Origin of the sequence: Halobacteriovorax sp. XZX-3 (assembly GCF_043196495.1) — a bacterium.
In the GTDB taxonomy this organism is placed as follows: Bacteria; Bdellovibrionota; Bacteriovoracia; order Bacteriovoracales; family Bacteriovoracaceae; genus Halobacteriovorax_A.
Genome location: NZ_JBEBMO010000001.1, coordinates 566,569 through 588,182, shown reverse-complemented (window position 1 = coordinate 588,182; position 21,614 = coordinate 566,569). Strand labels below are relative to the sequence as shown.

The 21,614-nt window shown below is 36.9% G+C and carries 20 protein-coding genes; 13 read left to right on the top strand and 7 right to left on the bottom strand.

Features of this window, described 5'->3' with window-relative positions; genetic code table 11:
- Nucleotides 1-91: 91 nt before the first annotated feature.
- Nucleotides 92-2,011, bottom strand: coding sequence for an ABC-F family ATP-binding cassette domain-containing protein (locus ABMA70_RS02730; RefSeq protein ID WP_392991687.1), 1,920 nt, complete (start codon nucleotides 2,009-2,011; stop codon nucleotides 92-94).
- 131 nt (nucleotides 2,012-2,142) lie between these two features.
- Here ABMA70_RS02730 and ABMA70_RS02725 point away from each other — a divergent pair, with 131 nt between their 5' ends.
- Genes ABMA70_RS02725 through ABMA70_RS02700 form a run of 6 tightly spaced genes read left to right on the top strand, consistent with a single transcriptional unit; the run spans nucleotide 2,143 to nucleotide 7,900 of the window.
- Nucleotides 2,143-3,291: a hypothetical protein gene (locus ABMA70_RS02725; RefSeq protein WP_103217442.1), complete on the top strand. Its 1,149-nt coding sequence runs from the start codon at nucleotides 2,143-2,145 to the stop codon at nucleotides 3,289-3,291.
- Between the two features lie 20 nt (nucleotides 3,292-3,311).
- Nucleotides 3,312-4,748 carry a phytoene desaturase family protein gene (locus tag ABMA70_RS02720; protein ID WP_392991689.1) on the top strand — a complete coding sequence of 479 codons (1,437 nt, stop codon included), beginning with the start codon at nucleotides 3,312-3,314 and terminating at the stop codon, nucleotides 4,746-4,748.
- A gap of 12 nt (nucleotides 4,749-4,760) precedes the next feature.
- Nucleotides 4,761-5,501, top strand: coding sequence for a 3-oxoacyl-ACP reductase FabG (gene fabG / locus ABMA70_RS02715; RefSeq protein ID WP_392991691.1), 741 nt, complete (start codon nucleotides 4,761-4,763; stop codon nucleotides 5,499-5,501).
- The gene (gene fabZ, locus ABMA70_RS02710; protein WP_392991693.1) at nucleotides 5,501-5,911 is read left to right on the top strand and encodes a 3-hydroxyacyl-ACP dehydratase FabZ; all 411 of its coding nucleotides are present in this window, start codon (nucleotides 5,501-5,503) and stop codon (nucleotides 5,909-5,911) included. Before fabG ends, fabZ begins: the two co-directional genes overlap by 1 nt.
- 9 nt (nucleotides 5,912-5,920) lie before the next feature.
- Nucleotides 5,921-6,703 carry an enoyl-ACP reductase gene (locus ABMA70_RS02705; RefSeq protein ID WP_103217438.1) on the top strand — a complete coding sequence of 261 codons (783 nt, stop codon included), beginning with the start codon at nucleotides 5,921-5,923 and terminating at the stop codon, nucleotides 6,701-6,703.
- 42 nt (nucleotides 6,704-6,745) lie between these two features.
- Nucleotides 6,746-7,900 (top strand): hypothetical protein, encoded by a 1,155-nt coding sequence (locus tag ABMA70_RS02700; protein ID WP_392991694.1) that lies wholly within the window; start codon nucleotides 6,746-6,748, stop codon nucleotides 7,898-7,900.
- A gap of 5 nt (nucleotides 7,901-7,905) precedes the next feature.
- Here the strand turns inward: ABMA70_RS02700 and ABMA70_RS02695 are convergent, their stop codons facing one another.
- The gene (locus ABMA70_RS02695) at nucleotides 7,906-8,334 is read right to left on the bottom strand and encodes a hypothetical protein (protein ID WP_103217436.1); all 429 of its coding nucleotides are present in this window, start codon (nucleotides 8,332-8,334) and stop codon (nucleotides 7,906-7,908) included.
- A 48-nt stretch (nucleotides 8,335-8,382) separates the two neighbouring features.
- Between ABMA70_RS02695 and ABMA70_RS02690 the strand changes: the two genes are divergently transcribed.
- From ABMA70_RS02690 to ABMA70_RS02680, 3 genes are all read left to right on the top strand, one after another.
- Nucleotides 8,383-10,059 (top strand): ABC transporter ATP-binding protein, encoded by a 1,677-nt coding sequence (locus tag ABMA70_RS02690; RefSeq protein WP_392991696.1) that lies wholly within the window; start codon nucleotides 8,383-8,385, stop codon nucleotides 10,057-10,059.
- Nucleotides 10,059-11,864 carry an ABC transporter ATP-binding protein gene (locus tag ABMA70_RS02685; protein ID WP_392991698.1) on the top strand — a complete coding sequence of 602 codons (1,806 nt, stop codon included), beginning with the start codon at nucleotides 10,059-10,061 and terminating at the stop codon, nucleotides 11,862-11,864. The genes ABMA70_RS02690 and ABMA70_RS02685 overlap by 1 nt, the downstream gene beginning before the upstream one ends.
- Before the next feature lie 96 nt (nucleotides 11,865-11,960).
- The gene (locus tag ABMA70_RS02680; protein ID WP_392991700.1) at nucleotides 11,961-13,019 is read left to right on the top strand and encodes a methyltransferase domain-containing protein; all 1,059 of its coding nucleotides are present in this window, start codon (nucleotides 11,961-11,963) and stop codon (nucleotides 13,017-13,019) included.
- A 2-nt stretch (nucleotides 13,020-13,021) separates the two neighbouring features.
- On the opposite strand, the gene ABMA70_RS02675 is transcribed toward ABMA70_RS02680, so the two are convergent.
- Together ABMA70_RS02675 and ABMA70_RS02670 are read right to left on the bottom strand one after the other, a co-directional pair.
- Complete coding sequence (locus tag ABMA70_RS02675; RefSeq protein WP_158246829.1) at nucleotides 13,022-14,059, bottom strand: Ppx/GppA phosphatase family protein; 1,038 nt, start codon at nucleotides 14,057-14,059, stop codon at nucleotides 13,022-13,024.
- Complete coding sequence (locus tag ABMA70_RS02670; RefSeq protein ID WP_103217431.1) at nucleotides 14,046-15,221, bottom strand: DNA cytosine methyltransferase; 1,176 nt, start codon at nucleotides 15,219-15,221, stop codon at nucleotides 14,046-14,048. Before ABMA70_RS02670 ends, ABMA70_RS02675 begins: the two co-directional genes overlap by 14 nt.
- 161 nt (nucleotides 15,222-15,382) lie before the next feature.
- Here ABMA70_RS02670 and ABMA70_RS02665 point away from each other — a divergent pair, with 161 nt between their 5' ends.
- From ABMA70_RS02665 to mnmA, 3 genes are read left to right on the top strand one after another with little or no spacing between them, the layout of a single operon-like run.
- On the top strand, nucleotides 15,383-16,756 hold the full coding sequence (locus ABMA70_RS02665; protein WP_392991701.1) for a hypothetical protein: 1,374 nt from the start codon (nucleotides 15,383-15,385) through the stop codon (nucleotides 16,754-16,756).
- Complete coding sequence (locus ABMA70_RS02660; protein WP_392991702.1) at nucleotides 16,757-17,905, top strand: M28 family metallopeptidase; 1,149 nt, start codon at nucleotides 16,757-16,759, stop codon at nucleotides 17,903-17,905. It begins immediately after the preceding gene.
- A gap of 25 nt (nucleotides 17,906-17,930) precedes the next feature.
- Complete coding sequence (gene mnmA / locus ABMA70_RS02655; RefSeq protein WP_103217428.1) at nucleotides 17,931-19,076, top strand: tRNA 2-thiouridine(34) synthase MnmA; 1,146 nt, start codon at nucleotides 17,931-17,933, stop codon at nucleotides 19,074-19,076.
- On the opposite strand, the gene ABMA70_RS02650 is transcribed toward mnmA, so the two are convergent.
- The 3 genes from ABMA70_RS02650 to ABMA70_RS02640 form a co-directional block, all read right to left on the bottom strand.
- Entirely contained in the window at nucleotides 19,065-19,742 is a 678-nt protein-coding gene (locus tag ABMA70_RS02650) for a Fic family protein (RefSeq protein WP_103217427.1), read from the bottom strand. The genes mnmA and ABMA70_RS02650 overlap by 12 nt on opposite strands.
- A 14-nt stretch (nucleotides 19,743-19,756) precedes the next feature.
- Complete coding sequence (locus ABMA70_RS02645) at nucleotides 19,757-20,296, bottom strand: hypothetical protein (protein ID WP_392991704.1); 540 nt, start codon at nucleotides 20,294-20,296, stop codon at nucleotides 19,757-19,759.
- A 104-nt stretch (nucleotides 20,297-20,400) separates the two neighbouring features.
- Nucleotides 20,401-20,619 (bottom strand): hypothetical protein, encoded by a 219-nt coding sequence (locus tag ABMA70_RS02640; protein ID WP_199177525.1) that lies wholly within the window; start codon nucleotides 20,617-20,619, stop codon nucleotides 20,401-20,403.
- 245 nt (nucleotides 20,620-20,864) lie between these two features.
- Here ABMA70_RS02640 and ABMA70_RS02635 point away from each other — a divergent pair, with 245 nt between their 5' ends.
- Nucleotides 20,865-21,197 carry a hypothetical protein gene (locus tag ABMA70_RS02635; protein WP_103217424.1) on the top strand — a complete coding sequence of 111 codons (333 nt, stop codon included), beginning with the start codon at nucleotides 20,865-20,867 and terminating at the stop codon, nucleotides 21,195-21,197.
- Nucleotides 21,198-21,614: the final 417 nt, after the last annotated feature.

Here is a 21,614-nt window from a genome sequence, read left to right as displayed (position 1 = left end):
AATTAAATCATAAAGAATTCAGTAGGTTAGGTAGCTCTTTTGGCCACTTCCTATAGAAAATAGCCAAGCTTGTAAGGCAGTGGATTAATATCTAAGACAATAGCTCAAATAGCTCTTCAATTTTTTCATTGAGAACACTCTTTTTTTGGTTAAGGCCTGCAATTAGTTGGTTCTTCTCATCATCCATATTAGAGTAATCAAAACGAGAAAGAAGCTCATCAATTTTAGCAATTTGCTCCTCAATATCCATAATTTCGCTTTCAATTTTATCAGTATCAACATTTGGTTTTATTTCACTGATAACTTGTGTTTCAATTACCTGGTTGGCCTTAGGCCTTGTTTCTTCTTGTTGTTGTTTTTCAAGATTTCTCTCAATTTCTCGTGCCTCAAGATAAGGACGAACAAATGTAAATCCGCTTGAAAATTTAGTCACTGATTGATTTTCAATTAACCACACTCGATTAGTGATATTTTCTAAGAAAGATCTATCGTGAGATATGATAATTACAGTACCTTGAAATTCAGAAAGTTTTTGCTCGAGAATTTCAATTGATTCAATATCTAAGTCATTTGTTGGCTCATCAAAAATCCAAATATCGGCTTCATTTTTTAGATTTAGCGCGAGTTGAAGACGATTCAGCTCACCACCTGAAAAGCTTGAAAGTGGGCGATACAGCTCTCCACGATCAAAAAGGAAGTTTTGAAAATAACTTGCGACGTGGATTGAGCGGCCACTTTTGAAATGAATAAAGTCTTCACCTTCACCAAGTAGATCAAATGGTGATTTCGTTAAATCAAATTCATCTCTTTTTTGTGAAAAAAGACAAACTTTCAAATCATCAGCTCTTTTGATTGTACCTGAAGTATTTGTTAAGCGATCAGCAACAAGCTTCATGAGAGTCGATTTCCCAACTCCATTTTCTCCAAGGACACCAACTTTATCACCTTTAAAAATAGATAGGTTTACGTCTTTAAAGAGTGGTTCATGATTTTCAAAACCAAAAGAGACATCTTTGAATTGGACGAGTTGTTTCGTTTTTCGATTACTATCATTCATTGCAAGATCAAGTTGACTACGTGCCTGATCTTTTAATTTTTGTACTGCTTTTGATAGGTCGTTAAAATTTTCGACACGCTTTTTTGAACGAGTACCACGGGCCTTGATTCCTTGGCGCATCCACGCAGTCTCACGCCTAAGAGAATTTTTTAACTTTGTTAAAGAGTTGACTCTCAACTCTTCCTGGGCCGCTGTGAACTCGAGATATTGAGCATATGTTCCTTTAAATGGAGAAACGATTCCAGCGTGAATATGGAAAATTTTTGTTGTTACTTTTGAAAGTAAGTACCTATCGTGGGAGATGATAACGTGAGTCTTATTTGACTTCATGATTTCATCTTCAAATTGTTCGATTGTTTCAAAATCTAAGTGGTTTGTGGGCTCATCCCAAAGAATGAGGTTCTCTTTTGCTGTTAAGCCTAGACTAAGCTGAATCTTTTTTTGCTCTCCACCTGAGAGACCTTTCACTTTGGCATGCAGATCTGTTAGGCCAAAGGCCTTGATATAACTTTCAAAATTATTCTTAAGCTCCCAGTAGTTCCTATGCTCAAGCTCTTCCATTATTTTGTTTTGCTTCGCTAGTCCTTCTTCAGTAGCTAAGTCGAGAGAGACTAAGTCATCATTTAGTTTTTTTAGATCACGATATTGAAAATAAAAATAATCAGCAATAGTGATATCATCACTTGGAATTGTGAAGTTTTGATCGACTTTGAAAACATTAAATTCTAAGGTCGGCCCTTGTGCCTGTGTTGCTTTTTCAAATGTGAAGGGTGGAGTGCACGAATCCGGTGCAAGCTCTTCATTGATAATCTTTAGCAATGAAGATTTTCCCATTCCGTTTAGGCCAATAAGACCTATTTTATCACCATGCTCAATATAGAATTGTGCGTTATTGAAAATGACTTTCTGCCCAAAGGCAAGATTGATGTTTTTTAAGTTACAAAGGATCGACATGTGTCAAATCTAACCTATTTTTAGTCATTTGGCCCAAAAAATTCTCGCCCATTTTCTAGCCGAAATGTGGCCTCTTAGGTATGATAATGCCTTTAATAACACACACTTTCACATATCTCGGGGTAAATATTATGAAGAATTTATTTAAAATAGCATTGGCCGCATTTGGAATGTTCAGTGCACAAGCGAATTATCAATTACTAGCAAGTAGTGGTGAGTTAAATCTTAACCTACCTGATCAAACATTTTGGATTAGTACTTCACTAAGACTAGAGAATTCAGGCAAGGTTTGTTTCTCTCTAAGTGGTGCGGATAATGGAATTTCAAAATATGGAATTCTATGTGGTGACAATAGTGACAATGTAAAATTATTTGCAGGAAATGGTGATGAGGCCATTAGCGAATTTTATCTTTTCAATGATGCAGCTTCTGGTCAAGATCATGTCGTGTTTGCACCTAATAATGGTTATGAGCACACTGGAATTTATACGATTAACCTTGAAACAGGTAAAAGACTTGAGCACGAAAACTTTGAAGGAATGTTTACTGGTGTCTCTGGTGTCGCAATGAATAGTGAAGACACACTTATCTACCGTCATTCTTTTGGGACAAGTAAAGCAAAAGTTGTGATTAAAACTTTAGATGAGCAAAAAGATGTGTTTACAAGTTTTACAAATGATATGGGGTATATCTTCTCTCCTGTAACAGCTGGCAATTATGTTTTAACAAAAGTTAGAATGGGGAAGTCTACTGCTGAGTCTCAACCAGATCGCCTTTACTTATACAATATCAAAAAAGGTAGTCGTCAAATTGTTATGCAAGATAGAGATGGACAACCTTCTTCAAAAATTAAAGCGATTCAAAACCAATACACAGTTAATAAGAAAGGTGACATTGCTGTATGGGCGCAAACAAATGAAGGTGTAAAACTATTTGCTTCTACTAATGGAATCATTAAATCAATTCTATCTCTAGGTGAGATGATTTCTAAATTTGACGGATTTGCACCAGCAATGAACTCTAATGGTGACATCGTTATTCGTGGATATGATAAAGCAGGTGTTGCTGCAATCTTTAAATATGTAAATGGACAGTGGTCTAAGCTTATTGGAGAAGGAGATGCTCTTTCTATCAATGGTGTTGATTACGAAGTTGTTGATGCAACAACATCTCCATTTGTTCATGCTCCACGTATCAATGATAATGGAACTATCGCATTTATTGTTTATGTAATAAATCCAAAAACAAAAAAATTATCAACAATGGTACTAAAAAAATAATTTATTAAAAGAAAGTTAAAATGGCATTACTGAAAAAGAAAGATCCGATTACAAAATTTTATGACGTCATCATCGTGGGCTCAGGGCTTGCGGGGATGACGGCAGCTAATAAACTGGCCAAGGATGGAAGAAAAGTTCTTCTTCTTGAGGCCCATAACAAACTAGGTGGTTTTGCTACTTGGTTTAGACGACCAACGAATGAAGGTGAAAGGCATATTTTTGATATTTCTCTTCACGGATTTCCTGTTGGAATGATTAAGACTTGTCGTCGTTATTGGTCAAAAGATATCGCCGATTGTATTGAGCGTGTTGATAAAATTCGTTTTATCAATCCACAATTTGAAATTGATACAGATTTCACGAAAGAAGACTATATCAACATCATGGTTGAGAAATTCAATCTTGATCGTGAGTACGTAGTAGGATTCTTTGATGAGCTTCGTGCAATGAATTTCTATGATGATGAGGCCATGACAAACGGCCAGTTATTTGAAAAATACTTTCCGGGAAGAAATGATGTTGTTCGCTTCCTGCTTGAGCCCATTGCATACGCGAATGGTTCGACTCTTGAAGATGAGGCCATTACATTCGGGATTGTATTTTCAAATTTCATGAATAAAGGTGCATATATCTTTAGAGGTGGTACTGATAAGCTTATCGGTATGATGAAAGATGAACTTCTTGCCAATGGAGTGGATATTAAACTTCATGCAAAAGTTGACGAAATCCTAGTCGAAGACAATATTGCAAAAGGTGTTCGTATCGGTGAGGAGAGCGTTCTTTCAAGATCCGTTCTATCTAACTCGGCCCTTTATAATACGATCTTCAAGATGACTCCAAATGCTAAATACTCAGAAAAGTTTGCAAAGGACGCGAAGGCCGTAAGAGTTAACTCATCTTCTTGCCAGGTCTTTATGGGACTAAAAGAAGGAGAGTCGATCCCAAATATTGGTGAGCTGATTTTCTATTCAAGCTCTGACAAATTTGACACTGATCTTCTGTTGTCTCCTAAAGCTTACTCTCAGACTTTCTCTATCTATTATCCAGATATGAGAAAACATATGAAGCAGAAGTATGCGGTTGTATCAAGTATCAATGCTCGATATGAAGATTGGATGTATTTAACAGATGATGAATATAAAGAACGCAAAGAATATCTTGCTCAAAATGCTATTAATACAATGGACAAATTAGTCCCAGGTTTTAAAGATAAGATAGAGCATGTGAATGTTTCTTCTCCGCGTACTGTAGAGAAGTATACACATCATCACTTTGGGTCTTCGTTTGGAACAAAGTTTGAAGGACTTGCTGTTTCTAAAGAACTTCCAAATGAAATAAAGGGCCTATTTCATGCAGGTTCAGTTGGAATTATCATGTCTGGTTGGCTTGGGGCCGCGAACTACGGTGTTATCGTAGGACATGACTTAAATACTTATTTAGATAGTTCAAAAGAATAAAAAGGGAATTATATGTTTGATTTTAAAGATCAGGTTGCAATTGTTACTGGTGGAACACGCGGAATTGGCCGTGGGATCACTGAAGCTTTCTTAAAAAGTGGGGCACGTGTTGTTGCTACTTATGCTGGAAATCATGATGCTGCAAATAACTTCAAAGCAGAGCTTGGAGAGTTAGGAGAAAACCTTTTTCTTGAAGCGTTTGATGTATCTAATGCTACTGATGTTGAAGCTTTCTGGAACCGCATGAACGAGCAATTCGAGCAAATCCATATTCTTGTTAATAACTCTGGTATTAGGAAAGATAACCTTTCTCCAATTATGCCTGATGAAGATTGGGCAAGAGTACTTGATATAAACTTAACTGGAACTTTCTTAATGACAAAGAGAGCAGTTAACCATTTCTTATCTAAGAGATACGGGCGAATCATTAATATGAGCTCTGTTGGTGGTAGTCTTGGTCTTCCTGGACAGGCCAATTACGCTGCATCGAAAGCGGGGCAGATTGCAATGAGTAAATCAATCTCAAAAGAGGTTGGTAAGAAGGGGATTACAATTAATAACGTATGTCCTGGTTTTATCGAAACTGAGCTTATTGCTGACCTTCCTGCTGAACAAGTTAAAGAGTATAAGAAACAAGTGCCTTTAAAGAGATTTGGAAAAGTCTCTGAAGTCGCACATGCAGTTCAATTTTTAGCTTCACGTGAAGCTGCCTATATCACTGGCGCTTCTCTAGAAGTAACGGGTGGACTTTAATGAGTGATTTAAATGTTAAGGACTTAATCCCTCAAAGAGAACCTTTTCTTTTTGTTGATAAGATTATCGAAAAAGAAGGCAATAAGATCGTAACAAGTTATCAGGTGACTGGTGAAGAGGACTTTTTTAAAGGTCACTTCCCTGGGAATCCAATTATGCCAGGTGTCCTTTTACAAGAGGCAATTTTTCAATCAGGTGCATGTTTAATGGCCGCTGGTGCTGATGGTGGGCTAGGTGTTGTTGCTAAAGTTTCAAATGCAAAATTCAAAAATATGGTTCGTCCTGGTGATGAGCTAGTGATGGAAGTTGAGCTTATTGAACAAATCTCTAACGCTTTCTATTTCAAGGGAAAGACTAAGGTTGCTGGTAAGGCCGTTCTTTCAATCGAATTTACATGTGCAAAAGTATAAAGGTATAAAGTGAGTTTTTTAAATTTTGAAAATAAATTATTTCTAATAACTGGTGTTGCAAATAAGAAAAGTGTTGCTTATTTCAGTGCTAAGACAATAATTGATAATGGAGGAAGTTGCGTATTCACTGTTCAAAGTGAAGAGCATCAAGCAAAGCTTACAAAGCTTTTTCCTGATTCAAAAAGCTATATTGTTGATGTGACTGATAAAGCTCAAATCAAAGAATTAGCAATTAACTTAAAAAATGATGAAGTAAAACTAGATGGAATGCTTCACTCAATTGCTTTTGCAAATCTTACTGAGCCAAGGCCATTTCATGAAACTTCATGGGAAGACTTTGCACAGGCAACACAGATTTCTTCTTTTTCACTAGTGCAACTAGCAAATGAACTCTCTGCTCTTTTTGAGCAAGATGCATCGGTGGTAACAATCTCGATTTCTGACACAAAAGCGACTTCATATGGATACATGGGACCAATCAAGTCAATGCTTGAAACAACTTGTTCATATTTAGCTAAGAGCTTTAGTGAATTTTCGCGTGTACGATTTAATAGCGTCTGTTCAGGCCCATTAAAGACTTCTGCTTCCGCAGGGATTCCAGGCTATATTGATAATTATATCTTTGCTGAAAAGCTAACGATGAGAAAGGAAGCACTTAAGACTCAAGAAGTAGCAAATACAGTTGTTTTCTTACTATCTAATGTATCAAGTGGAATTAATGCAGCAGGGATTTTAGTCGACTGTGGAATGCGCTCTAATCACTTTGATCAATCAGTGGTTTCCGGTAAATAAGTCCATACAATCGATTTAATTTTTTTAAGTTATAATAGGGGAATGAAGTTTTTATTCCCCTTTTTTATTGCTGTAAGTTTATATGCTAACCCAACCTTCAAATCATATTGTAAGAAGGTTAGCTTTGAAAAAGATGAATCTATTTATAATGAAATCGCAAAACTTAAAGTTGATCTTGCTAATTCAAGGCCAATAGCAGCAGTTGCAGATGAGGCCCTCGGTAGTTTAATTGCTAAGAAGAGTCCTGTTGTTACAAGTTGGATCAAACGTCGAAAACTCGATATTAACGATCCTGTAAATGTCGCGAAACAGTGGCGTCTTTATTATATCGAAAATATTGTTCTATCTTCTGGAACATTTAATGAAAGGCCAAAGGCCATTCAAGATCTTTTGGATAAAGAGTTAACTGATGTCTTTTCACAGCTTTATACAAAGAAGAAAATTCTCCTTTTAGAAGATAGCTTTAGAAGAGCTAAAAAGAGTGCACTTTCTGTTTTGAAAATTCAATTGGGTGATACTAAGGCATTCAAAGAAATAAAAGAGAAAGTGGAAAAGATTAATATTTTCATTCCCAAAAAAGTCCTTGGCACTAAAGTTGCCCAAGCTCCTCGCGATTTTTTAGAGTGGGGATTTGCCTATGATCCAAAGAGTAATGAAATTAATATCGGCCTTGAAGGCTTAAATTTTGCTTTTCCCAAGTATCGTGCAAGCTTAGTGAGTTTAATGGCACACGAGATTGCTCATTCTTTTGATAGCTGTCGTTTCTCTGGTTTTTATAAGAGTAAAAATCCTTTTGATTCGATTCAGAAATGCTTAAGAAATTCAACGAGTGCAGGAGCGCTGTTTAGAGATGATTCTCAATTAAATTTCTTAGTACAAAATAAGGTTCTAACAAAAGAAGTTGGAGACAATCTCTTGGCAAACCCTACATGCAATCGATCTCTTTACCCTTTGCCTGGAAAACAGCGAGATCAACTTGATGAAGTATTCGCAGATTGGTTTAGTGCAGAAGTGGTGGCCCATAGTGGTATTGACGTTGATAGTTTAAGAAGTGAATTATGTTTAGATAAAGAATTAAGAAAAGGATCTTCCTATATTTCTAACGAAAGAAGATTAACCTCAATTTATTTAACTCAACCTACAATTGCTAAGAAGTTGAAGATAATAGAGAATGAATACCGTCATTGTTCTCACTAGTTTTTCTAAGGCTTTTGAAGGTACTTTTCAAAAACCTGAATACGTTGAAGAATTTTGTTTGATAGATCTAAGAGTGACTGATCAATATTCTGCTGCAGATTTCTAAAGTCTGCCTGCATCTTCTTTACATCGTCAGCATGTTTTAATTCAAGTTTATTTAGACGCTCTTCAATAACTTTAAGCCCATCCAAATTAGTTTCTTTATTTTTGAGTTCTTCGATCTGGGCCTTAAGAGACTTTAGCTCCTTGCCCATTTTGTCATCCATGCCACTTTCAATGCGAGTGATTTCTTCTCTAATCTTTTTAACGTAATTTTCAAGAGCATCAATTCTAAATATTTTAGCGTTACCTGGGCCAGAGTCGAATTCTGCGAGTTCGGCATAAGTGTTTGCTGTGACAGAAAATATTAAAAATAAAAGAATATGAAATCTCATGTATAAATCATATAATACTTTGCAATGACTATGCATTATAAAATTTGGTTGAATTATTTACGCCGCAAAAAATCAGTTTACTTCCTAGGGATTATTTCGATAGTAGTCTGTAACTTTTGTCAGGTATTTTACTCACGTGCCATGGGGGATGTGGTGGATTTCTTCACCCATAAAACCATGCCTTCTTGGACAATTGATTACTTCATTACAGGTGACGATCTAAAGCATAAATTCTTTTTTATTTTTACAGTTGTTCTATTTTCTAGAATTATGCTCTACTTTGGCCGTGTTGGTTGGCGTATTTTTTTAGGTCGCCAGACTCATCATGCAGGTGGTTTTCTAAAAGACGATATTTGGCAAAATGCTCAATATTTTTCAATGGATACTCTTGTTAATAAATACCCAAAAGGAATTCTAATGAGTGCCGCCAATAGTGATGTTGGTCAAGCGCGCTTTGTTTTTGGGTTTACACTTGTGGGAGCTGCAGATGTGCTCTTTTTAGGTGTATTTACAATTATCTCGTTATTTTTAATTAATGTACAAATCACGATTATCTCTTTCTTAGCACTATTAATCGTTCCAATTCTTGTTCGCTACATTTCGACTATCGAAATGGAGCGCTACGATGTTGCACAAGATTACCTTTCATATTTTAATGATGAAACATCAAAGGCCATCTCTACTGTAAGACTACAGAAGCTAGGGAATACGGCCTTCTTTTGGTATAAAAGATTATTTGCTGGTGCACAAAAGTATCGAAAAATGAGGCTCGATGCCAATAACACTTCAATGCTCTATATTCCTTCTTCGGGAATGGCCTCGTTGGCAACATACGTTATTCTTTTTACTTATGGTTTTACTATTCTTATGAAAGGCGAGATCACAGTAGGAGAGTTCGTTGCAATCCAAGGACTTGTTCATCTTTTACAAGAGCCATTGATGGAGCTTGGCTACATTATATCTGATTGGAGAAAGTCTTTTACTTCTCTAAGACGTCTTGCAGAGATTTATACTCACTTTAAAGAAGAGTATTTACTTGATAAGAAAGTTGAGCCTGAACTTACTGGTGATACGGTATTTAGTTTAAAGAATCTAAGCTTTAGATATGAAGAAGGAAATGACATCCTTTCTAATATTAATCTTGAAGTTAAGCGTGGAATGCGTATTGGAATTATTGGCCAGATTGGGACAGGAAAGACAACTCTGCTCAATATACTTAGTGGACTAGAGAGAGATGTAAGGGGAGATGTCGCCTTTTTTGGACGTCCTTTTACTGAGTATGGCCATAAATTTCTAAGATCACATATTACAATGGTTCATCAGAAGTCATTCCTTTTTGCGGACTCTATTCGTAATAATATTTTAATGGATCAAAATTTTGATGACGAAATTTTATGGCAAGTTTTAGAAATTGCAGGTTTAAAAAGTGATATTGAAAACTTCGATGATGGACTAGATACACAACTTGGAGAGTGGGGTGTAAATCTTTCAGGTGGTCAAAAGCAAAGACTAACTCTTGCTCGAGCACTTGTTAGAAAGCCTGAGATACTTCTTTTGGATGATTGTCTTTCTGCGGTTGATACAGTTACCGAAGAAACTATTCTATCAAATATTAATAAATACCTGCCTGAATCAACTCTCGTATGGGTTGCCCATAGAGAATCGACTCTCAAATATTGCGAGAAGGTGATTAACTTAGATCGTGCAGAAGCAGGGACTAAATAATGAGTGATGCAAAACAATTTTTAGCACAAGATGATCAAGATGAAGCTAAGCATAAGGAACAAGGACATTCGGCCTTAAAGACGACAGCATTTCTTTTCAGATTTGCAAAAGGTTATCGTCTTAAGATCTTTGTCTCAATACTGATGCTAATTATGTTTACTGTTATATCAATGCTCTCTGGTCATGCACTAGGGGTGCTTGTTGGTGAAGGTCTAGCAAAATCAAAGTGGGAACTTGCAAAAAAGTGGGCCCTTTATGTTTTAGCACTTGAGCTAGGTGGTGTCCTTATTCACTATATTGGCCGTCGTTATCTAATCGTGCAAACAAGTTATGTTATTTTAAAGATTAGAGATCGACTATTTCAAAAGCTTTCTCACTTACCACTTAAATTTTTTGATTCTTGGCCTCAGGGAAGAATTGTAACGAGAATGACTCATGATGTGGAAGGGATTGAGAAGTTTTTTACAAGCTCTCTAGGGCGCCTGGCCATCTCGATCTTAATGATTATTTCATCGGCAACAGCGATGCTTATCACTGACTTCAAAATCGGTTTAATGGTTATTTCAGGAATGATTCCTGCAGTTATTTTTCTAATTGTTACGCGAGATAAAATTGGCTCTCTAAATAGGGCCATCAGTAAGTACTCTTCAAATATTAACTCAAAGCTTTCTGAGTATATTGATGGTATTCACGTGATTCGATCGTTTGGTGTCGAGGACTGGTCTTATGACAATTTCAAATCAGCAGTAAATGAACAGCAAGTAGTTCAGCTAAGTGCCAATACATACTATGCTCTTACAATGCCGATGCTATCATTCTTATGTGGACTACCACTTCTTATTCTTGTTTGGTTTGGTGGAAGCGCTTACTTAGATGGAACGCTTTCTCTTGCCCTGTTTATTGCTCTTTTACGTTATTGTGAGCGCTTCTTTTGGCCTGTTCTTTCTCTTTTTAGAGAAATGGCAAATATTATTACAGCGTTTACAAGTGTTAATCGTGTGGCAAACTTTATTGATGTTGAAACAGAGAGAGAGGTCTTTGATCAACGAAACGATAGACATCATACAATAAACGGTGAAGTAGAATTTAAGAACGTGACGATGGGCTATAATGATATTAGTACGGCCCTAAATGATGTTTCATTCAAGATCAATAAAGGTGAAAAAATTGGAATTGTTGGGCCAACTGGCTCAGGGAAAACGACGGCGGTTGCAGTCCTTTCTCGCCTTTATGACTATCAAAAAGGTGATGTTTTAATTGATGGTCAAAATCTTAAAGATTTAGATATCGATCACTACCGTGATCAGATTGGAATTGTTTCTCAAGATGTCATTATCTTCGATGGGACTCTTAGAGAAAATCTTTCGGTAAACCCTGATTTGACAGATAAAGACATTCTTTCAATTTGTGATAAAACAGGAATGAGTAAGGTTATGGATTACTCGAAGCTTTCTCTTGATAGTGTCTTAAAAGATGGTGGATCGAATTTATCAGCGGGTGAGAAACAGGTTATTTCGTTAACTCGTGTATGCCTACAGAATCCAAATATTCTTATTCTTGATGAGGCCACGGCCCATGTTGATCCTTACTTTGAAAAGATTCTACACGATGGAATTCACAATGTAATGGAAGGTAAAACGTCTTTCTTTATCGCTCACAGGCTCGATACAATTAAAGAGTGTGATAGAATTCTTGTTTTCAAAGATGCTAAACTTGCTGAATTTGATACTCCTGAAAATTTAATACTTCAAAGGGGTATATTCTACAATCTCACACAAGCGACAAACTCTAGTAATGGCCACTAATTTTACTTAGGGCCATTATAAAGTTATCATTAAACTAATTTAATTAGCTCATGCTTTGCAACCATGATCGTTTCAGTTAAACACATTGGAGGCAACATGAGAGTTTCTCAGTTAATGTTCTTACATTTATTAAAAGGCAAGAAAGGTGATACGAGTGATTTTACGCCAACTCAATTAGCTGGCCTCTACACTAATTCGGCACTCTTAGTCACCATTATGGACTTTCTTAAAGATGAGCTCTGGCTCAAGAAACAAGAAGATAAGCGAAATGGACAAAAGACTTCTTATAAAGATTTTATCTCTCCATTATTTGAAGATGAACTGGAGGCAGTTTCTTTTTTAAGAGAATTTCTTGTTGAGAGTGGAGCTGAGAAAATAAAAGAAATTAAGAAGCGCTCTAAGTCGATTGAAGCACACGTAATCGAATCAATCATTGATAAAAGAGGCCATGAACAAAAAGAATTTCTGATTCAATCTTTGAATACAATGAGTACACACTTTATTAAAGAAGAAAAAGATCAGGAAGGCCGAATACAGCAGATGGGCCATCAAGGTCCTAATTTATATCGTACTTTTGATAATCTCGATGACATTTTTGAACTTAATTATCAATTGGATCAAGAAATGACCTATGATTCAACCACGAAAGAACGTCTATATCAAAGGGCCGGAGTAGGAGTTCAATCGGGCTATTCTACAATACTCTTAGCACTCGAGGGAATTGATGCTAGTGCTGGAGATACTGTTGTTGATCTTGGTTCAGGCTATGGACGAGTAGGGCTTGTTTGTTCTCTTCTTAGACCTGATCTTGAATTTGTTGGCTATGAGTATGTAGATCACAGAGTAGAGGTTTCAAATAATGCCTGCCAAAATTTAGGTTTAGATGAGAGCCTAACCTTTAAAGTTCAAGATTTGTCTTTAAAGTCTTTTTCTATACCGAAAGCAGATATTTACTATCTGTACGATCCTTTCTCTAAAGAAACTTATGACTATGTATTAAATCAAATCTTAGAAATTAGTTACGAGAAAAAAATTACAATTGTCACAAAAGGTAATGCAAATAAATGGTTGATGGATATTGCTAAGGAGCAGCAATGGCCTTCGCCGATTATTATCGATGAAGGCAATCTATGTATTTTTACAAATCGTTATTAGAGTTATTCCCAGAAAGTAGGGTTGATTAGAAGTCCATGGGCCATGTTTACTTTGATAGGCTTTACTTCATCAACTTTTAGAGTCTGCATAAAACCTAGAACTAGCGCCATATTTGTCACGTCTGTCGATGCATACTTGCTGTCTATCTCTTTATCAGTAAGCTTTGCTCTTTCCAGAAGTTTGGCCAGGAGAGTTGACTGGTTATAGACGCGATTCGCTTTCTTAAATTGGCCACCAATGCTGAAGTAGTGAACACCACCAACTCCATAAACCTGATAGTCTTTTAGGTTTCCAAAGTCAGATAATTGTTCTTTTGCTGTTACTCTGGCCAGATCCATCGCTTTAAGAGCGCGCTCTTCTTTTAGTGGGTTTGGCGTCTTAGTCCCTTTTGGATAAAACTCTTTTAAAACAAGATTTTTAAAAGTAACAGATGCAACTTTTAAAAGGGCCACCTGTGTTTGTTCACCTTTTTTATCAATTGGCTTTGTGATTTGCATGCTTCCACCACCAATGTCCCAGATGGCAATCGGAGGATTTTGTGAAACATTCATTGACTTAAGTTTTGAAAGAGCTGCAGAGTAAGCAAACTTGGCCTCATCTTCTTGAGAGATAATCTCTAAGTCTACACCTGTTTGTTCTTTTAATTGATCTGCAACATCATCACCGTTTGCTGATGTTCGAAATGCTGAAGTCGCAACAGCTCTAATATCTTCGGCGCCTTCATTTTTTGCTAGATATTTAAACTCATCAAAAACATCTCTTAGACGATTTTGCATCTCTTCATTAAACTTATTGTCTTTTGAAGATTGTAGTTGATCCTTAAGAGGTACTGCTCTTTGTGCTTCAAAGAGAATCCCTTCTACCATCGCTCGACAAGTATCCACGAGTCCTACAACTAGTTTTGTCGAACCTGAGCCAAGATCAATTGCGGCCCTTTTGACGTGGCAATTAGATTGGCCTACTTTTGTTGAATCATTGCTTGTCGCACATGATATGGTTAGTAGAATTAAAAGTAGTGTCGAGATTCTAGCGATAGACAAATGCTCCTCCTCGAACATCTTCAATAATTGATTTTACTTTTGTTTTCTTTTTTACTTTTCCATCTTCTGTCGATTTAAGGTGAGCATTGTGCATCTTCTTGATTGCCGTACCAATTGCTTTACCCATTAACGGAGGAACAGCATTTCCAATCTGTCTCCACTGAGCAGAGATTGGCCCACAAAATTCAAAGTCATTTGGAAAACTTTGAATTTTTGCCGCTTCTCTTTGAGTTAGGTAGCGATGCTCTGTAGGGTGGTAATAACTATGACGATGAGTCATGATTGTTGGAGATACACTTCTCGAATCAAGTCTCTGGTACTTTGTTTGTCTAAATCGCCCCTCGCGCATTGTTTTCCAATCAACACCAAGTTTTAGCGATGGAGTAAGATACATTTTTTCGTCTTTTTCGTAACGAATTCCTTTACCTTCTGGAATACGTTTGATGCGCTTTAAATCTAGTTTAGATTTGATCTTAGCACTATCTAGGTCATGATTTAAAACATGGCCAGCTTTCGTTTCAATATCGCTTAGGGCCTCACCAACAGTAACTGGTGGGCGATATGTTTTTGCTACAATTGTATCGTGTGTAATTTTTGGAAATTCTACTTTCTCGTTAACTCGACTTCCAATAAAGATTGTACGGCGTCTTTTTTCAGGTACACCATAGTTTTGAGAACTCATAACCTTAACGTCTAGGTTGTATCCAAGGGAATTGAATTTCTTAAAGATTGCCTTTAATGTTGATTCATTCTTCTTAGCAAGTAGTCCTGTCACATTTTCAATAACAACGAATTCTGGATTAGTTAGTTTCACAACTCTTACGAATTCAAGAAAAAGTTTATTTCTAATATCGTCTGGGTTTCCTGGGCCAACAGTTGAAAAACCTTGGCATGGAGGTCCACCAACAACAAGATTAACTTCAGTGTCACCAAGAACTTCTTTAATTTTTTTGTTACTTAGTTTTGAAATGTCGCCGCAATATGGATAGGCCTTTTTGTGATTATGCGCAAATGTATCCATGGCGTGTTTGTTGAAGTCAATTCCCATGACACACTCAAAACCTGCCATTTCAAGTCCACAAGAAAATCCTCCTGCGCCTGAAAAGATATCAATAAATTTTAGCTTCTTGCTTCTTTTACTATTACCCTTACTCGTTTTCATAATTTGTGTTGTGTCCTCGTGTGTTATTGCGTCGTGAATGAATATTATCTGATTTTGCGTTGAGTTATGTCAATGAATATATGAGCCTTTTGGTGGGATAAAGTTTTTGATAAATTTAAATTTACCCTGTTTAAATTTCTAAAATCACTTATAATTTAATTATGCAATTTGCTAAGAAAGATATGAAAAAAGAGAGGATTATCGTCGGGATGGATGGCGGTATTGACTCGGCCGTTACTGCGCTGCTTTTAAAAAAGCAGGGGCATGAGTGTATTGGAGTCAATATTTCTTTTTTTGAAAAAATCACTAGTGAAGATGAAGCTTTACTGGAGCAGTTTAAAACAAAGCTTACTCCTGAAGGGCAATTGCTAGAAGAGCTAAGGGGCGATGAGGAACAGTTAGAGGCCTTTAGACAATATGAGAAAATTTCGTGGAATAAGAAGATCAATAGAATTTTTAGTCCTTGGGCAAGTGAATCAGAAGAGAAAATCAGGGATATCTGTCGACTAATAGGAATTCCTTTTTATGTTACGAGTGCTTCTGGAGCCTTTGAAGAGCGCGTTATTTCTAAATTGTTAGAGAGTCGTGTTGCAGGTATTTGGTGTAATCCAACAATTGATAAAGCAACTCTCGTTCTTGAGACTCTCTATTCAAAATTATCTGTTCTTAAGGCCACAAAGATTGCGACAGGACATTTTAGTAAGGTAATCCCTGTTCAAAATCGATTTGTGCTAAGTGCACCAAACGATATTGTCAAAAATGACTGTCATCTCTTAACTCAGGTTAGTAATGAGGTAATGTCTCATTTGAAACTTCCTTTGGCAGATCTAAAGACTGCAGAGGTTGATAAGATTGGCCAACTTGTGGATTCAAAAACAATTTCACGAGTTGAACTTGAAAAAAGAGCAGTACTTCGCTCACAAGCTTATTCAAATGAAGAAATTATCGAGTTAACTGATCGTTATATTGCTCGAAGTTTTATCAAAGAGAACACTATCTATCTTCACGATGACGATAGTGTTGTTGGTGAGCATAAAGGCCAGCATCAATATTATCTTGGACAAACACAGTATAAAACTTTTGATAACAAACCAAAGCTTCCAGATAGTAAAATTGTTTCTATCAATATGTCTCGTGGTTTTATTTACGTTGCAAAGGCAAAGGAATTAACGTTTGAGCGTATCGTTGGCAATCACTTTGTTAATTATGAAGTCGTTGACACATCTAGGCCTGTGGAATGTTATTGTCGAATTAGCTCGACAGGTAAAGGATATAAAGGAAATCTCTATATTTTAAATAATGGAAATATATATTTTGATCTCGATGACAAGTCAGAAGGCATATTGTTTAGAGGAGATCATTTTATCTTTTTAACAAAAAATGGACCAAGTGCTAAGGTAATTGGTCACGCAAAAATTTTTCAAACTGGACAATTCATCGATGGTGAATTCTACCGTCTACCGCTAAATAAGAAGCAAAAAGAAGAGCTTGAAGAAGCGCAATCTCGTCCGAAAAAAAGAGAACTAGGGTTTTAAATGAAGTATTTTATTATTGCATTATCGATGTCACTTTCTGTGACAGCAAAAGAATTTAAAAATTTTAAAGACACGTATAAACTTTCTAAAAGTAAAAGGTCTCCTAAGAAATTACGCTCTCTTTATTACGCCGTATCTAAAAATTCAGAAAAAGATATCGATACCCTAATTAATAGCTTTGTTAAAGAGACAAGACCTAATCGTTTTGTGGGAACTAGTGGTCATAAAACGGCACAGGATTATATTATTAGCTATATTGAAACTAATGTTCGAAAAACAAATACATCTCTTAAGACAATTAAATTTGTTCCAGATGTTGAATATGCAAAAACCCTATTTAAAAAGGATTTAGAGGCCACAAAAGATAAGCTTAGTCCAAAAGATTTACGAAAGTGGCAAAAGCTTACGAATGAAAGAGTTCAGCAGGTGGATGGCCTTAAGTCTGTTAATGGATACAATATTGTTTGGGAAAAGAAGGGGCTAAAAAATCCTCAAGATGTTATTGTCATCGGGGCCCATTACGATACGGCCGCTTATGATCTAAAAAACTTTGCAGTTGTAAATAAAGGACGTCAACCAGGTGCTGATAATAATGCTTCTGGAGTTGTTGCGGCCTTGAGTTTAATCAATATTCTTGCCGAGCTCGATCTTGAAAAAACAGTTCGAGTGGTTTTCTTCGATTATGGTGAAAATGGATTCTTAGGTTCATATGACTATGTAAAAAACCTAAATCTTGAAAAGGGCATCAGGGTCTATTCTTATGTCGAATTGGTTATGCTTGGTTACGATACTCTCACTCAAGATAAAGAGCAGAAGCTTGGGAATATGAGACTCTATTATTCTCCTGCTAGCTCTGGTCTTCATAAGGCCGAAAAGTCTATTGCTCAAAGATTCTATACGAAGTCTTCCGAGGGGACATTTCGTGTGGATTTTAGCATCACGCCATATGATTTCGTCTACGGTGATAATACGTCATTTCAAAAGTTTAATATCCCAAGTGTGGTCTTTACCCAAAATTGGGAGAGTGATTCAAATGCTTCTCGCATCCATACTCCGGCAGATCATGTGAACGCACTCAATATTAAGACTTTACATCACGCCACTAACAATATTGCTATGGCCATTGCTTCATGGGCACTAGACCTATAACCCCTAAATGTGCTAAATAAGGCACATGGAAAATGTAGGTAACGGTAAAACAGTCATTGTCGGAATGAGCGGAGGAGTCGATTCTTCTGTATGTGCAGCTTTGTTAAAAGAGCAAGGCTATAACGTCATTGGCATGTTCATGAAAAATTGGGAAGAGCAGGACGAAAACGGAAATTGTAAAGCATCTCTAGAGTTTGAAGATGTTGTTGCCGTTTGTGAAAAGCTTGATATTCCATACTACTCTGTGGACTTTGTAAAAGAGTATCGTGACAACGTATTTGCAAACTTTCTTGAGGAATATGAACAGGGCTTTACACCTAATCCTGATATTCTTTGTAACCGTGAGATTAAATTCAAAGTTTTCTTCAATAAGGCCATGGAGCTTGGTGCAGATTTTCTTGCAACTGGGCACTACTGCCAGACAAAGAAGATTGACGGTAAGTCTAAACTTATTAAAGGCCTTGATAATAACAAAGATCAAACTTACTTTCTCTACACAATCAAATCAAAAGTTCTAGATAAGGTTCTTTTCCCAGTTGGTGCCATTGAAAAGCCACAGGTAAGAGAGATTGCAAAGAAGTATGACCTTATTACTCATGATAAGAAAGATTCAACAGGAATCTGTTTTATCGGTGAGAGAAATTTTAAAAACTTCCTTTCAAATTATATCCATATCAAAGAAGGCGACTTCGAACTTCTTGATGGAACTAAAGTTGGCCGCCACAGTGGTAGCGCCTTTTATACAATTGGCCAGAGAAAGGGCCTAGGCCTTGGTGGGCCAGGTGAGCCTTGGTTTGTTGTTGGTAAAGATACTGAGCGCAATGTCGTTATCGTTGAACGCGGCGAAAAACACGGTGCACTTTATGCTGACTATCTTACTGCCACAGATCTATCTTGGGTTGATGAGGAATTTATGCCTGAAGTTGGAATGAAGCTTAAGGCCAAGATTCGCTATCGTCAAAAAGATCAAGAGTGTACGATCACTGAAGTTTCTGAAGACTTTGTTAGAGTTGACTTTGATACTCCTCAGCGTGCTATTGCCAAACGCCAATCAATTGTCTTTTATACGAATTTAGAAGGTGAGGAAGTGTGTCTTGGCGGTGGAATGATTCAAGAGGCCGGGCCAACTTATTATGAGCAAGGTATTGAGCTGCCAGACTCAAATCTCTAAGACAATTTCATAGCTTCGCTTTATTGCTTTTAAGAAACTAAGAAATTTATCTTCTTTGTTCACCTTCCTATCCTCAAGCATTTGGGCCACATGAGAGCGGACACTCGACTGGAAGCATATAGGAAGCTTTCCGTTTTGCATGAGTATGTAATCAGCGCATAGCCTTGAAGTTCGGCCATTTCCGTTATCAAAGAAATGAAGACTTACGATCCATTGATACAGGTGAAAGGCCTTCTCATAAAAGCACATATCGACATCATTTAACAGGTTATCAGTAAGGAGCACTTTTGCTTCCTCTAGATACTGTGGCCTTATAAACTCGATACCACCCCCGTAGATAGGAGTTTCTCTGATTTGTGAATTCTTAGCATTGTAGATGGAGTTAATTTTCGTGATGATCTCAAAGCTAAGCGTCTTTTCATCTTGTATACATTCGCTGATGTAACGATTGGCCTCATCCCATCTTGCTAAGCTATTATCAATTGCTCTTGAAGCAGTGTTTGAAGAGAGCAGACGAGATTTAGCAAGCTTGGCCCAATTAGGATTCATCGATGCAATTAAACGAATCTCTAATTGCTCGATCTCACAAATAACTTCTTTAAAGACATCCCCTTGAGATTGATCAAGGGGAGTTAACAAATATTCTAGAACTTCTTTTGAATTCACAAATTTCTTTCTACTTACTTAGTTTGAACGAAGAAAACGTCTTCATAATTATTTTGTGAAAATACATTCTTAAGATTCTTAATGAGAAGAACTTTCTCACCGCCGATATTCTCAAGAATCATTTCTGTATTGGCGTAATCACTTTGACAATTAAGTGATGAGTCACAGTTATATAGCTTGAACCTTTTACTTGTTAAACGATCAACACGGTAGTCATTTTCAGAGCTCAGGATATATCCATCTTCAAATACTTGATGGAGAACTAAAAAATACTCCATTTTTAATTCATCTTCAGTATGAGTCATCGTCTCATCGCTATTGTCTCTAATTTCGATTGCCCATTTAAATTTACGATAGTGTTTAGTGGCATCGTTTAGTTCATCGTTATATGTCCAATAATGACCGTCGAAAGACTTATTAGATTCAAATGATAAATTGGCCAGGGTTTCATAACTTGAAAGCATTTGTGTTCTGACTTCAGTAATCTCTTTTGCTTGTAGGTTTGCTACAGGGTTCATCATAATTAATGACGTTAATAGGATCTCTTTTTTCATTTTGCACCTCACATACTTGATTGATGAGGCTTATATATGATGTTTTTATTTATATTAGAAATAATATTATGGAATAGTTGTTATACTAATTTGATATATGTCGATTACCACAGGCTTGGGTCATTAAGATCGTCTAATTTACTCTTTTTCTTCTTCAAGTGTTCTTTTTGTTCAAAGAAGCTGCAATCCGAGCCACTTGATTGGCGAACGAGGATGTAAGGCATATTTGTGGATTTCATATTAAATTTACGACATCCACGAGGAGCGTCCTTGTCCCAAGTACTAAAATAATATTTGCATTGCATACAGTTGATTCTTTTCACTCCAATATTGTACCACGCTCATGATATCTCGCAAGTTGGGGACTAAATAAAATACGACTAAGTGTTTGATATTGCGAGAGAAATTTGTCTAATGAACACCTTGCCTGACCAAATAATTGACGTTCATTTTTTGTAACCTTCCAAATTTACATAGCTTATCCCAATTATTCTTGGCCTAGGTTATGCTTTATAAATAGCGACGGCAATTGAACGCTATAAATGCTTATTATGAGGAATTAAATTTAATGAAACTAATTGATACAAATCCACAATCAGAAAACGATGTTCTAGTGATGTTCCCTGCTGCTAAAAATTTTCCAGTAGAAGAGGAGCGCACAGCTAAAGCACCAACGCCTCTAAATAAGCTTATCGAAGAGTTCGAAGAACAGGTCGCTTTACAAAAAGAACAGGAAAAAAGACCAGTTATGAATATCCCATCTAAGGAGGGGATTGAATCTATCAAAACTCGCCGCTCATGTAATACGGCCATTGAAATTCGCCTTGCTGCCCTTGAGGAAATTGAGCAAAGACTAAAGTTCTATCTTGAAGATATTGGGACTGCTAAAAGAAAAGTTTAAATAGAGAAGGCGCGGCTTTCGGTTAGTTGGCAAGTACGCGCTGGACTTGGCCGACTCTCGGCTCCTGCCTTTGTAGCTCTCTTTGTGGTATGCACTGGCCTTGTTCTTCGGGGTCTCCTGACCCCTCGAATTTGTTCGGCATCAATTTGCCATCGTGGCAATTGACGCCTCCAAAACCATCAAGCTACGCTTGCTTTTAACATCGTGCGAACAAAGGTTGCCCAAAGGCAAGCTTTGGCGAACAGATGTATGTGACTCAAGAAAGCGAGCCTAAGGCGCGGCTTTCGGTTAGTTGGCAAGTACGCGCTGGACTTGGCCGACTCTCGGCTCCTGCTTCTGTAGCTCTCTTTGTGGTATGCACTGGCCTTGTTCTTCGGGGTCTCCTGACCCCTCGAATTTGTTCGGCATCAATTTGCC

Coding starts and splice junctions, on each gene's coding strand:
- ABMA70_RS02685 (WP_392991698.1), top strand. CDS start 10,059: ATGAGTGATGCAAAACAATTTTTAGCACAAGATGATCAAGATGAAGCT.
- ABMA70_RS02665 (WP_392991701.1), top strand. CDS start 15,383: ATGCAATTTGCTAAGAAAGATATGAAAAAAGAGAGGATTATCGTCGGG.
- ABMA70_RS02670 (WP_103217431.1), bottom strand. CDS start 15,221: ATGAAAACGAGTAAGGGTAATAGTAAAAGAAGCAAGAAGCTAAAATTT.
- ABMA70_RS02725 (WP_103217442.1), top strand. CDS start 2,143: ATGAAGAATTTATTTAAAATAGCATTGGCCGCATTTGGAATGTTCAGT.
- ABMA70_RS02695 (WP_103217436.1), bottom strand. CDS start 8,334: ATGAGATTTCATATTCTTTTATTTTTAATATTTTCTGTCACAGCAAAC.
- ABMA70_RS02635 (WP_103217424.1), top strand. CDS start 20,865: ATGAAACTAATTGATACAAATCCACAATCAGAAAACGATGTTCTAGTG.
- ABMA70_RS02645 (WP_392991704.1), bottom strand. CDS start 20,296: ATGAAAAAAGAGATCCTATTAACGTCATTAATTATGATGAACCCTGTA.
- mnmA (WP_103217428.1), top strand. CDS start 17,931: ATGGAAAATGTAGGTAACGGTAAAACAGTCATTGTCGGAATGAGCGGA.
- fabZ (WP_392991693.1), top strand. CDS start 5,501: ATGAGTGATTTAAATGTTAAGGACTTAATCCCTCAAAGAGAACCTTTT.
- fabG (WP_392991691.1), top strand. CDS start 4,761: ATGTTTGATTTTAAAGATCAGGTTGCAATTGTTACTGGTGGAACACGC.
- ABMA70_RS02660 (WP_392991702.1), top strand. CDS start 16,757: ATGAAGTATTTTATTATTGCATTATCGATGTCACTTTCTGTGACAGCA.
- ABMA70_RS02680 (WP_392991700.1), top strand. CDS start 11,961: ATGAGAGTTTCTCAGTTAATGTTCTTACATTTATTAAAAGGCAAGAAA.
- ABMA70_RS02730 (WP_392991687.1), bottom strand. CDS start 2,011: ATGTCGATCCTTTGTAACTTAAAAAACATCAATCTTGCCTTTGGGCAG.
- ABMA70_RS02720 (WP_392991689.1), top strand. CDS start 3,312: ATGGCATTACTGAAAAAGAAAGATCCGATTACAAAATTTTATGACGTC.
- ABMA70_RS02700 (WP_392991694.1), top strand. CDS start 6,746: ATGAAGTTTTTATTCCCCTTTTTTATTGCTGTAAGTTTATATGCTAAC.